10 protein-coding genes are annotated in these 12,239 nt (G+C 58.6%); 3 read left to right on the plus strand and 7 right to left on the minus strand.

Going from position 1 to position 12,239, the window contains the following annotated elements:
* Positions 1 to 7 precede the first annotated feature (7 nt).
* From NR187_RS32100 to NR187_RS32110, 3 genes are read left to right on the plus strand one after another with little or no spacing between them, the layout of a single operon-like run.
* Positions 8 to 1,219, plus strand: coding sequence for a glycosyltransferase family 4 protein (locus tag NR187_RS32100; RefSeq protein ID WP_211381858.1), 1,212 nt, complete (start codon positions 8 to 10; stop codon positions 1,217 to 1,219).
* Positions 1,216 to 1,971: a bifunctional 2-polyprenyl-6-hydroxyphenol methylase/3-demethylubiquinol 3-O-methyltransferase UbiG gene (locus NR187_RS32105; RefSeq protein WP_211381859.1), complete on the plus strand. Its 756-nt coding sequence runs from the start codon at positions 1,216 to 1,218 to the stop codon at positions 1,969 to 1,971. Before NR187_RS32100 ends, NR187_RS32105 begins: the two co-directional genes overlap by 4 nt.
* Before the next feature lie 4 nt (positions 1,972 to 1,975).
* Complete coding sequence (locus tag NR187_RS32110) at positions 1,976 to 3,049, plus strand: glycosyltransferase family 1 protein (protein WP_211381860.1); 1,074 nt, start codon at positions 1,976 to 1,978, stop codon at positions 3,047 to 3,049.
* An 83-nt stretch (positions 3,050 to 3,132) separates the two neighbouring features.
* Here NR187_RS32110 and NR187_RS32115 read toward each other — a convergent pair whose 3' ends face one another.
* The 7 genes from NR187_RS32115 to NR187_RS32145 all read right to left on the minus strand — a co-directional run bounded on the left by NR187_RS32115 (position 3,133) and on the right by NR187_RS32145 (position 11,957).
* A complete protein-coding gene (locus NR187_RS32115) occupies positions 3,133 to 4,275 on the minus strand; it encodes an acyltransferase (RefSeq protein ID WP_211381861.1) in 1,143 nt (380 codons plus the stop codon).
* A 42-nt stretch (positions 4,276 to 4,317) separates the two neighbouring features.
* On the minus strand, positions 4,318 to 5,148 hold the full coding sequence (locus tag NR187_RS32120; protein WP_211381862.1) for a glycosyltransferase family 2 protein: 831 nt from the start codon (positions 5,146 to 5,148) through the stop codon (positions 4,318 to 4,320).
* Positions 5,149 to 5,407: 259 nt separating this feature from the next.
* Positions 5,408 to 6,523 (minus strand): glycosyltransferase family 1 protein, encoded by a 1,116-nt coding sequence (locus NR187_RS32125; RefSeq protein ID WP_211381863.1) that lies wholly within the window; start codon positions 6,521 to 6,523, stop codon positions 5,408 to 5,410.
* Positions 6,524 to 6,593: 70 nt separating this feature from the next.
* Complete coding sequence (locus NR187_RS32130) at positions 6,594 to 7,922, minus strand: hypothetical protein (RefSeq protein ID WP_211381864.1); 1,329 nt, start codon at positions 7,920 to 7,922, stop codon at positions 6,594 to 6,596.
* 113 nt (positions 7,923 to 8,035) lie between these two features.
* Positions 8,036 to 9,262, minus strand: coding sequence for a glycosyltransferase (locus NR187_RS32135; RefSeq protein WP_211381865.1), 1,227 nt, complete (start codon positions 9,260 to 9,262; stop codon positions 8,036 to 8,038).
* 239 nt (positions 9,263 to 9,501) lie between these two features.
* Positions 9,502 to 10,683: a polysaccharide biosynthesis/export family protein gene (locus NR187_RS32140; RefSeq protein WP_211381866.1), complete on the minus strand. Its 1,182-nt coding sequence runs from the start codon at positions 10,681 to 10,683 to the stop codon at positions 9,502 to 9,504.
* 137 nt (positions 10,684 to 10,820) lie between these two features.
* Positions 10,821 to 11,957 (minus strand): glycosyltransferase, encoded by a 1,137-nt coding sequence (locus NR187_RS32145; RefSeq protein ID WP_211381867.1) that lies wholly within the window; start codon positions 11,955 to 11,957, stop codon positions 10,821 to 10,823.
* Positions 11,958 to 12,239: the final 282 nt, after the last annotated feature.

Here is a 12,239-nt window from a genome sequence, read left to right on the forward strand (position 1 = left end):
AACGTACATGCGAATTCTCATCGTTTCAGCTTTCTTTCCGCCCTTTGTCCAAGGCGGAGCCGAAATTTCCGCGCGCAATCTGGCGGCGTGGCTCGTTGCGAACGGCCATGAGGTCGCCGTCCTGACCACATCACCGGCTCCGGAGGACGAGGTGAGGGGGGCGATCGTTGACGGTCTCAAAGTCTGGCGCATTCACATGCCTCGGCCGTACGCGGTGTTTGAAGCTGCTCAAAAATCCGGTCTGCAGAAATCCATCTGGCATCTTCAAGACCATTTTGACCCTCGCAACAACTGGATCATGCGTCAGGTGCTGGACGAATTTGTCCCCGACATGGTCAACATACACGTCCTGCAAGGCATCGGCTGGAATACCCTTCGCGCGATCGGTGCCAGGAACATACCTGTCGTCTTCACGATTCATGACCTCAGCCTCGCCTGCGTGAGGATGGCGATGTTCAAGTCCGGTCGCGAGTGCGAGCGCCAATGCGCGCCTTGCGCGTTTTCGTCGAGAGCGAAGCTCGGCTTTCTCCGCTCCGTTCCACGACTGGGATTCGTGTCGCCTTCGCTTGCAATTTTCCGTCGGCTGTCGGCATTTCAACCGATCCAGACTTGGCTCCATGACCACATCCTGAACCCGAACAAGTCGCCGGACCCGACAGTCGAGAAGGAAGGATCGAGAACCGTTCGTTTCCTGTATGTCGGGCGTCTGCATGAGTCCAAGGGGTTGTACGTTCTGCTCCAGGCCCTCGAGCCGCTGTCGGCACGCCATGATTTCAAGCTGACGTTGGTCGGGACCGGCCCCAGCGAAGATGATCTCAGGCGGCGCTTCGGTGATCATCGCTGGATCGAGTTCGCCGGCCATGTCTCGGTGCAGGAAGTCGCCAACCGCATGGCGCAGAGCGATCTCCTGTTCGTGCCGTCCATATGGTTCGAAAATTCCCCCGGCGTGATCGTTGAAGCTCTCGGGCAGGGGCTTCCCGTCATGGGGAGCAATGCCGGCGGAATACCGGAACTCATCACACACGAGAAAAATGGTATCCTTGTGGAGGCGGGCGATGTAAGAGCCTGGAGCGCCGCGATCGAGAAAATACTGGATCATCCGGAGCGTCTTGAGGCGTACAAGGACAGCGCCGGCGCGGCGATGCAAGAATTCAATCAGGACACTCTGGGGCGGCGAGTCGTTGCCTTCTATGAAAGCGTGAGGACGCTACCGGTATGAATTCTTCCTCGACGGAGCAGCCGGCGGCAGACGCAACGAGCAGGTACAGGCAGGACGACTACGCGGCCGACAATCCGAACTGGCACGAGGAAGACGCGCCGTGGAAGGTCTCGCATATTCGGACGATTCTGGAGCGCAACGCTATCCCGTGGGCAACGCTCGCCGATATCGGCTGCGGGACGGGTGCGATCGTCGGAATCCTGTCCAAGCAGTATCCGCAATCGAAACTTGAAGGTTTTGAGGTTTCTCCCTATGCTCATGAGCTGTCCCTCAAGCGAGCGTCGGAAAATCTAAGTTTCAGCATGCAGGATGCTTTTCAGAGCGGGAAGCATTTCGATCTGACCATGGCGATCGACGTGGTGGAGCACGTCGAGAACCCCTTTGAATTCCTCAGGGCGATGGGGAAGATGTCTCGTTGGCAGGTCATCCATCTCCCGCTCGACATGAATGCTCTTGCGGTCGGACGTGGTTGGGTGCTGCCCGAAGCCCGTCGCACGTTGGGGCATATCCATTATTTCTCCCGGGATAGCGCGTTGTCGATGATTGCGGAATCCGGCCTGGAGACGATCGATTGCTTCTATACGGCTTGGGCGATCGACCAATCCTACAAGACCTGGAAGAAGCGGCTGGCCGCATGGCCCCGACGTTTGGCGTTTCGCGCCGCTCCCGACGCCACAGTTCGACTTGTCGGCGGATGGTCCCTCATGGTTCTCAGCCGTTCGAACTCGCCGCAGGCCGCGCAAGGCCGTTAGAAGCATGCCTGATGTCTTCCTGAACGGTCGGTTCCTTTCACAATCGCTGAGCGGCGTTCAGCGATTTGCCGCAGAAATCGTCAAGGCAATCGATCAATTGATCGATCGACAGCAGCTGCCTGCTCGGCTCAGCGACGCAAGCTGGACCCTTCTGGTGCCTTCGAACGCCGAAGAACGTCTTTCACTGAAGCACATTCACATCGCAAGGGTCGGAACGCGCACCGGGCATGCCTGGGATCAGATCGATCTCGCCGTGGCGGCGCGGAACGGTACTCTCATCAGTCTGGCCAATTCCGGGCCCGTGCTCCATCGTCGGCATCATATCGTGCTTCACGATGCGCAGGTCTTTCGTCACCCCGAGTTCTTCAGCCGCAGCTACGCGTCTTTCCATCGTGGTCTTGGACGGCTTTACGCGAGGACCGCGAACCTCATAACCGTGTCGGAGTTCTCCCGGAGCGAACTCTCGGCTGTCCTCGGTGTCCCGTCCGACGCCATCACGGTTTGCTCGAATAGTGCGGAGCACCTCGCCGAGGTCGAACCGGACACTTCGATACTCGAAAGGCTCGACCTCGGTCCGGGCAGGTATTTTCTGGCGATTGGGTCCACGAAAAAGAACAAGAATATCCGGCTCGCAACGGACGCGATCAAATCGATGCCGGCAGACCATCGGCTCGTGATCGTCGGCGCGGAGGATGAGCGCGTATTCCGGCACTCCGGTCCGATGCCCGATGAACGAGTGATGCGTGTGGGGCAGGTCTCCGATGAGGCGATCGCGGCATTGTACCAGCACGCGGCAGCATTGATCTTTCCAAGCTTCTATGAGGGATTCGGTGTGCCTCCGCTCGAGGCGATGCTGTTCGGCTGCCCCGTGATCGCTTCGGATATTGCCGTGCTGCGAGAAATCTGTGGTGATGCAGCCGAATACTGCAACCCGACGGATGCAGGGCAATTGTCGCTTCTGATGCACGAACGGATCGAAAAGGGGCCGCTGTCCGCCTTCGAGCGACAACGCCAAGCCGGCCGGCTGGCACGTTATACGTGGACTTCGTCGGCCCTTGCGTTGCTGAATTCGATATAGCGCCCGCTGTCACTGGCTCGCGGCGGCGAGCGGCCGCGCAATGGCGCCCTGAACCACACCAAGGAAGGGAACTGAAACCCCAATTAGTCGGAAGACGGCGCCGGCATGTTGCGTTCCGCGATTTTCGGAGATTGTCCCTGAAAGCTCGAGGTGACCGCCGCCGCCTTGGCGGGAACGAACAGGTTTTGCATCCAGCGGGCTTTCATCAGAGGGGCTTCTACCAGATGATGGAAGAGCACGGCGGCCAGCTGGCAGACGACCAAAATTGTCACAAAATACAGGGCGTGCGGTAGCGCGATCGAATGGTCAAGTTTGACCGCGAACTTCACAAGCAGTGAGATCAGCGGATAATGAATGAGGTAGAGCGCATATGAAGCCGCTCCTGCCTCCTCTAGCGGGCCAATTCGCCGGTTCAGGGATGGCATCGAACACGCGCCGTAGATGATTCCTGCGGCCCCCAGTCCGAACAGCAGAAGCTCAGCCTTTGCAGGAATCTGTTTCGAGATTGCGAAGTAGAAAGTGACGGCGAAAATGATCAGGCCGGCGAAGAGAAAGTAGGGGCCGCCGGCGGAGTATCCGCGAACATAAAGCCACGCAATGCCAACCCCTGCGAGAAAGAGCAGATGGTTGTTGTTGAAGATGAAATCGATAAGCCAGCCCTTCTCGTCGACCAACGCGAGAGGCAGGCCGACAAGGCCCCACGCGATCAGAACTCCGAATCCGATTCGCCGGTTCCACAGGAAGCAGACGAACATCGCGTAGAAAAGAATTTCATGGCGAAGCGTCCATTCCGTAGCCAGGATGACCTCTTCCTTTACGGGCAAGATCAGCAGCGACAGGGCGACGTCGGTGCTGCTCGGTACTCTCGTGGAGAAGCCGAGAAACGACAAGATGATCAGGGGAACAAGCACGATCCAAAGCGACGGATAGAGGCGGCGAAACCGTTTCGCCGCGAACCTTGCGACGGCACTGCGGCTATTCTCGAGATCGCGATGATGCGCCAGGTAAATGACGAAGCCACTCAGGACGAAAAACAGCTGAACGCCGGAATGGCCTGCCTTGAACAATGGAAACGTGCTGACCCCGAAGTATTTCGGCATCAGCATGGTCACCTCGCAATGGTAGGCCACGACGAGCAGCGCTGCGATGCCTCGGATCCAGTTCAACTGCAGCAGTTGTCCTTGCCGTGGCACCTGCGTTTCTCCTTTCGGAAGTTCGGGCTTCATGAAAGCTGACTTTCCCCGTCAAGTCGCAGCGGAGCCCAAAGCTCAGCCTGCGCGTCCGCTGATCTTGTCCACGCCCGGCGGCCGGAATAGCGGAACGGTAAACCGCGACCTGAACAGAAGAAGGCTGCGAATATGCGTCCTCCCTGCAAATGTGAGAGGACCGGCGGCGCTGGACCGCTGATGGTCATGAACCAATTGGGCCCCGGGCATGCCTTTGATCCTGTGTCCCGCCCGCCAGAGACGTGCGCAGAGATCGACATCCTCCATGTACAGGAAATAGCTCTCGTCCATTCCCCGGATCTGCTCGTATGCGCTGCGCCGGACGACGAAGCCCGTCCCCATCACCCATTCCGCATCAAACGGCCTTCCGGTCTCCCAAGCGTCCTTCATCAGGTGCTTTTCGGTACGCCCGGGCACCAGGGCCCCGATCCAGTCCACGCGCCGGGCAAGGACGTCGAACACCGAGTAGAAGCGGCGAGCCGAGTATTGCCGACTTCCGTCGGGATTGACGAGGTCCAGCCCGACCATTGCGGTTTCGGGACTGCGCTCCATGAAGTCTACGACGGAAGCGACGCTGTTGAACTCGAAATAGGTGTCGGGATTCAAGACGAGAAGATAATCGGCGGTGGTTGCCGCCACGCCCAGATTCACACCGGCTCCAAATCCGCCGTTGTGGTCGGCAACGATTGTTCGAATTCCGGGCAGGGCCTTGCGAACATCTTCGATCGAGTTATCTCCGGAACAGTTGTCCACGATCAGCACGCCGTCCGAATCCACCACGCGATGCTCCAGCATCGATTTCACGCAGCGAATGGTCAGTTGAGCGGTTCTGAAATTGACGATGATCGCCTGGAGCTTACCCGAACTGCTCATCGAGCGAGATTCCTGCAGAGTTGAAGGCCTAGTCATGCAAAACGTGCTCGCTATGACAAACCGCGCCCGTGGCAGGATTCCCGCGTCCGTGTGACGTCACAACTGCTGCTGATCTTTTGCATGAATTCCGATCTTCCTGGATGTGCTCGGCCTTCGTCGGTCCTGATGAGGTCATACCATAACTTTCCGGATGACCCCGTCACAAACCCAGCCGGGAGAGCCTCTATTTTTGTCATCATCGAGAAACTGCATGAGTGCGCTAACCCAGATTTTGCAGGAGAGACTGCGCAACTTTATGGGGTGCGAACGCCTCTCGTATTTCTGCGACGGTCTCGGTGGAGAGACGTTTTCCGGAATTCAGAGTTGCGATCATCTGATCCGTCCATGCATCCACATTGGTCGGATCGCCAACGTATTCCGCTTTACCCAAGGTTGCTTCGGGAAGCGATGTCACGCCGCTGACGAGCGTCTGGACGCCGAAGCCCATAGCCTCCGCTGCCGGCATGCCGAAGCCTTCGTAGAGCGAGGGCAAGACGAAGAGCCTTGCGTTTCGATAGAGTTCGCCGAGATCTGCGTCCGACAATATGCCCGTCATCACGATGCGAGCGGCGGTCCTCTCACTCGCATTTTCGAAGATCAGACGCCTTTTCTCGTCGGAGGCTTTGCCGGCGAGATACAATTCGACTTCGGGCATCGATTGGGCGACTCGGTCGAAAGCCTTGATGAGTACTCCCAAATTCTTGTGCGGGAAGGGGTGGCTGACGGTGAGAACGTAAGGCCGGCTCGCAAGCCTGCGAGCCTCTTCGCTAACTTCGCCCTGTTCAAGCCTGGACCACTCGATGGCGTTGTAGATGACCTTGCATTTGTTAGCCGCCGCGTCCCCGAAATGGCGTCGAACGTACTCCTTCTCGGAATTTGATATCAGGAATACGAGGTCGGCTGTCTTGAACATGCGGGGAAGATAGAAGTCGAGCCAGGCGATTCTCTTGCGGGAATGGTACTGCGGCAGCACCTTGTACTGAATGTCGTGGAGTATTACGGCTGACTTGGCGCGGCTGCCGGGACGCCGCGGCGGAAGGAAATAGTTCGGATAGACTGCCCAGCCGTTCCCAGGCCTTTGCCATTCGAACATAAGCTCCTCGAGGAAGCGGCTGTTCTTGCCAGGAAGCGGGGATTGTCGCTGCTGCGCGATCGTCGGGGTTTTCGCCATCCACTGCAGAAATTCCGGGGAGAGGCGCTTCGGATCGGAAAAGGCGAGCGTCAATGCGGTCTTCGCCTTGTCGAGACCGTGAATGAGATTGTAGATCGCGGATTCCGTGCCGCCGATCTTGTGGTGATGTATTGCGAACAGCGGAATGGTGAGTTCACTGGGCATCACGTCGCTCGACCTCTGATCGCGCCAAGAACGGACGAGAGTCTCTCTGGGGTTCGGTCTTGTGGCAGCATCAGTTGAGAACCCGTACGGTGACCGGAGCGGACGCATCGATGTCGTAGACGACCGGATTCGGCCCAACATTGCCTTGCGGACCCGAGGCCGGCGCGGCCTCGTCGCACATCGGCCGTCCCAATGCGCCGGGCGGGTTCAATAGTTCGTATCGCGCCTTGACGGCCGAGTTTGAGGTCCAAAGAACGATGTTTTGTCGTGCGCCGCGTCGGGCCCTGAAAATGAAGACGTCCAGGAGCGGCTCTTGAACGTCAACGTGATCAGCCGAGCGAACGAGATCCGTTGCTTCACGCACAAAGCAGGCGGCCGGCTTTGGCTCATCGTGAAAGGTGAATAGACCGAAGTTCTGCTCCCTGTCCGTCGGACTCGGACCGATATCCTTCAATTCATGCACCCATATTCCCTTGATCCAGGGGATCGTCGCGCTCTGCATGATGAATTGAGCGAAGTTATAACCGGCAGCGAGTGGCAATAGGCCGCACGGCTCGGTGGACGTGGGCCAGCTGAATTCGGTCACGTAGATCGGCGTCACGACCCCGCCACGGTCCTGCATCAGTTCCTGCTGCAAACGCTTGACCCGGCCGATCAGTTCAGTGGCCGTTCTGTTTTGCGGCTTCAGGCAATGGTTGTAGAGGTGAACGGATAAGCCATCAGCGCCGTTCATAGCACCATCGCGGACGATTGCCCTCGCCCATTTCCAGTCGATATCGTCCCCTACAGCTCCGACGATAACTGCAGCTTGCGCATTCGCACTCTTGATGGCTCGAACCGCGGAATTTGCAACGCGGACATAGTTGACCGCCGATCGGGGATCGCTGGCCGGTCCTTCGCCAACAAGTCTCGGCAGGCGTGTTCCCGTGCCGATGTCCATGTTCCATTCGTTCCAGATCTCATAGATCGGATCATATGGCCGTGTCAGCTCGACGACTTTTTTGAGGTAGGCATCGAATACTCCGAGCGCGTCATCGGACAGGGGCGGGATACCTCCCGGCACGAATGAGTTTGTAGACCCGACATTGAGGACGGGCTTCAACTTCGTTTGAGGCAGAAAATTCATCAGCCGCTGCGACTTGACGAGGGTCGGACCTTGAGGCGGAAAGCTGAAGGATTGCCACGGCAGGTAGTCGCGAAAAGATGCCGCGCCGATCTGCGCCAGCCCGTGCAGGGCCGTGGTTGCCGAGTCGTATCCGAGCGTGCGCACGAGGCCGAAATGTATGTTTGATCCGATCAGCAGCCGAGCTGCCGGATTGGCGCTGGTGACGGGCGGCAGAGTTACGGTTCGCTCCGCGGCCGCGGAGCGCTCGGCACCGAAAAACGCGACGCCGCACATCAGGCACCATGGAATGGCTCGACGCAGCACCGAATTGAACGGCGCGCCGGGACGTGCCGGACGCGACGTAGTACGATGATGGCCAGGCCTGCCGGTCAAAGATCCTGGGGCCTTCATTGGCTCGCAGGCCCGCGGAAATTGCGAATCTCGTCGATGAATTTGAGGTACTTCGCGCCGAGAAAGTCCTGATCGAACTCACGCGCGCGGCCCATCGCATTAGCCTGGTATCGGCCAAGCGTCTCGCGGTCCGACAGGACCTTTTCGAGGCCGGCGCGCCACGCATCCACGTCTCCCGGCGGCAACAGCAGCCCCGTTTCATCGTGCTCGACGAGTTCGGGAATTCCGCCGAAGTTGCTGCCGAGCACGGGAACTCCCAGGCCGAGGGCCTGAATGACGACACCTGGCGAATTCTCCAGCCAGATCGACGGAATGCAAAGCACGTCGCTCGTCGCGATATGATTTATGGCTTCCTGCAGCGGAACGTGGCCCGTGAAGTTGATCCACGAATGATGACCGAACCTCTTTCGCAACGCGGGTTCATGTCCGCCGCCGCCAACGATCGTGAACGTGAACGGCCAGCGATCCACGAGCCCCTCGGCGGCTTCAAGCAGGACATCTATTCCCTTCGCTTCGTGCAGCCGGCCCGCGTAGACGAATCGGACCGACGCTGAATCGGCGCGCTGGACTGTTGGCGACGGGTACTTGTTCGCGTTGAGAATGTGCGCGGTTGGGAATCGCTTCAGCGGCTGAAACTCGGCATTCCGTTCCAGATTGGCGCGGGATGGAGAACAGAAACCGATTCGCCGCATCGAGAGAATCCCGCGCCGCTTTACGCTCGCCGAAAGCTTGCACACGCCGCATTGCGTTTCGCAGGTCTTTCCGTTGACGAACATCGTCAGCCGCAGGCAGGACAGCGCCAGGTCCGGCATGACGTACATCATCGGGAGATCGCGCTTGGCAAACTCCTGCAGAACGTTGTGTCCGATGCCCGTCAGATAATGCACATTGCAGAAGTCGGGCTTGAACTCGTCGAGCACGCGGCCGACGATACGCTGATTTCTCGGGTCCAGATGATCTTGCAGATGCCACAACGGCTTCAGGTAAGTTTCATCGACGCGTCCCTGCTTATAGATCGGGTATGGCCGCGGCATGTAGATACTCCAGATTCTCATGCCATCGACGAGCTCGCCGTGCTTCTCCTCTGCGCGAGACTTTGCAGCCGTGAGTACGCCGATTTCATGTCCCTGCTTCTGGAGCCAGGAGGAGAGGTTGAAAGCAGAAATCTCAGCACCACCGAGCACATTCGGAGGGAACATTGCCGAGACAACCAGAATGCGCATACTTTCAAGCTCCAAATGACTAGCGGATCTGGCTCCTTTAAGCGCAGACACAGCGCCTTTTTATGACGTGCCCAGGTCATCCAGCATCTTGCAGTATCCGGGCCAAATGCCCGGCTCACCCGCTCCAGTCACAATGAACTGAGGCAGCCTAGCCGCGCACAACCCAAGAGATATTGGATGCGAATGCGGCGCTGCAGGATTGCAGCGCCGAGTGCCGGTGCCATCCAGTCTGACGTGCGTTATCTCGTCAGAGTCTGAATGTTAACAGCCGAGTCCGTTCCGGCGATCATAAGCGAGAAGAACTTGATGAACTCTGTGCTGGGCGATTCCGACACCACGATCGCGTCGTGATCTCGAACTTGGAAGGAGTCGGCGAAGAACAACCCGTCGGGCTTGCTCCAGTCAAAGTTGTAGACGGTCGGAACCAAATCGCCGGGGAAGCGTTCGACGTCGATTCCGGCCGACTTGAGCAGATTGCGCGGCTCAAGACGAAGAACATAGACCGAAGGTGAATTGGCGCGAGCGCCGTCCAAGCCGCCAGCCTTCGCGATCGCCTCAGCCAACGACATCCTGTCGTTTTCGAAGGTGAATCTGCGATTGTTGGTGCCGCCGATGGAGCCGGGCGAGGGCGTCGATCCGAAGACCATGAACACGCGCGGTTCACGGGACAGATAAACGACGTCGCCTGGCGCAAGGAATGCGTCCTCTTCCGGATGACGCACGATCGAACTCATCGTTTCGGTGTACGTCCGGCCGCCTCGCTTGACCCTGACCTTAGTTTCCCACGACGGGTATTTCGGGCCGCCCGCGCGCGCGATTGCGCCCATCACGCGAATCCCGCCCGGGTCGACCGGAAATCTGAGCGGCGCATTGACCTCGCCGAGCACGCTGATCTGGTTCCCGCGTTGCTCGACGACGGAGACGACGGCCTGCGGATCGATCGCGCGGTTCTTGATCCGCTCGCGAACGATGTCGGCAACCGCACGAGCGGTCAGCCCGGCGGCCTTGATCGTGCCCGCGTAAGGAACCGTGATGTTGCCGGATTGGTCGACCTGCTGGCGAGGTATGTCCACGAAGTTACCAGGCCGGACGCTGGCCTCTCGCGGAATGAAGAGTCCGCCGGACTGGGCCTCGAACACGGTTACAGTAACGATATCGCCGACGCCGATGGTGATGTCTTTGTAATTTCCGCCAGGCAAATTGCGAAAATTGCCGCTGACGTGATCGCTGATCGAGTTTGCCGCCTTCATGATCTGCGGGTCCACCGCCAGAAGCGCGTAAGGCACCGGCGGGCTGGGCGCGACCGTCAGCGCCGCATTTGAGACGACCGAAGCCCCGTTCGGCGCGTCCTGCGGCGTAAGCCCGCCGCACGCCGCCAAGCAAATGGCGGAGATGGCAAGCGCGGGAGAAACTTTGAACATCGATACTAACAAACGCGCATCCTATCTCACACTTAGCCTGCTGAATTCTTAGCAGTCGCACCATTTGAGACCAAGTCTGGATCAGGTTGCAACGGACAATGAAAATCAGTGTTGCAATCCGGTCACGTCGCGTTTCGCTAGAAGACAAATTTCGACAGGTGCCTTGGCGACGTTGTGACCACCAGTGCGTAAACTTTGAGCAGTTCCTGATGCGTCCTCTCGATGCGGAACATCGACACGAACCGATCGTAACCAGCCTCTCCCAGCGCTCGCAAATTCACCTGTGAGGCTCGCCTCAGTCCCGCCACAAGTGCCTGTGTTCCGGCAGGATCGCAGATCAACCCGGTGAGCCCGTCCTCGATGATTTCCGGCAGCGCGCCTGCGCGAAATGCCAGGATCGGCTTGTGCGCGCGCATTGCCTCCAGCGCGACGAATCCGAAGGCTTCCCACCGCGACGGGATCACGGCGATGTCTGTCAGGTCGAGCTGGGCCTCAATGTCCGTCCGCGCGAGCCAGCCCAGAAGGGTGACATTCGAAGGCATGGTGTGGTCGCCTTCCTCGTTGACGACCGCGGATCCGATCATTCGGACGTCAATAGACGTCTCGAGCTGCCTCGCCGCCTCGATCAGGAAGTCATATCCCTTCTGGCGATCAAGGCGTCCAATGAACAATACCTTCAGCTTTGATGTGTTCCAGCTGGCATCATCGCGACTGAAATTTGGGCGCTCGTTTCGCATTCCGCTCAGGACGAGGCTGAGCTTCTTCTCCGGGATACCGGCGTCGCGAGCTGCCGAGTACTCGTTTTGCGAGATACAGATGATTTTGTCGGTGACCTTGGCGAGCAACCGCTCCGCCACTTTGGCGACGGCGTTGCTGAAGCGCGACGTCTCGCGCGAGAAGGCCCAGCCATGCGAGCAGTAAACGATGGCAGGACGATTGCGCATGAAAACGAACGCCGTTCGCACGATCAGGCCGGCGAGTGTCGAGTGAACGTGCACGATGTCCGGTTTGGCAACCTGCACTTGCCGCATCGTCTCAAGAGCCAGCCTCATCAGGCTGGGCAAGTTCCGCCCTGAGCGGTCAAAGGCGACGATATTGGAATTCGCAATTCCGATCAGGTCGGCCCGGTGATCCGACGGAACGATATAGCACACGTTTTCCTTGCCGAAAGTCTGGCACTGAAGCGCGTGCAATTCGGTGAAATAGGTCGCGATCCCACCGCGAATAGTCTCGGCAACGTGGATGATCTTAAGCCGAGGGGAATCAGGCGTCATTCGAAAATTGGCTTGATGGAGACATATGCGACCCACACAACAAACACCCGGTCTTCAACGATATTCCTGCTTCGGTTTTGAGCAAGCCCGGTACAGGCTGAGATACATTCGCTGACAGACTTAACCAAAACGAGCTTTGTGGCAATTCAGCGCCCCCACTAAATTTTGCGGGTGCGATTTCCTGGTCCGCCCTTTGCTGGTCTCTGGACTGCACACACAAACACCAGCTCAGCCTCGAATGGTAGCGCCATCCGATCTGCCGCTCAGCCGCCAATGTCTATA

This window comes from Bradyrhizobium sp. Bra64 (genome assembly GCF_024519875.1).
Taxonomy (GTDB): Bacteria; Pseudomonadota; Alphaproteobacteria; order Rhizobiales; family Xanthobacteraceae; genus Bradyrhizobium; species Bradyrhizobium japonicum_G.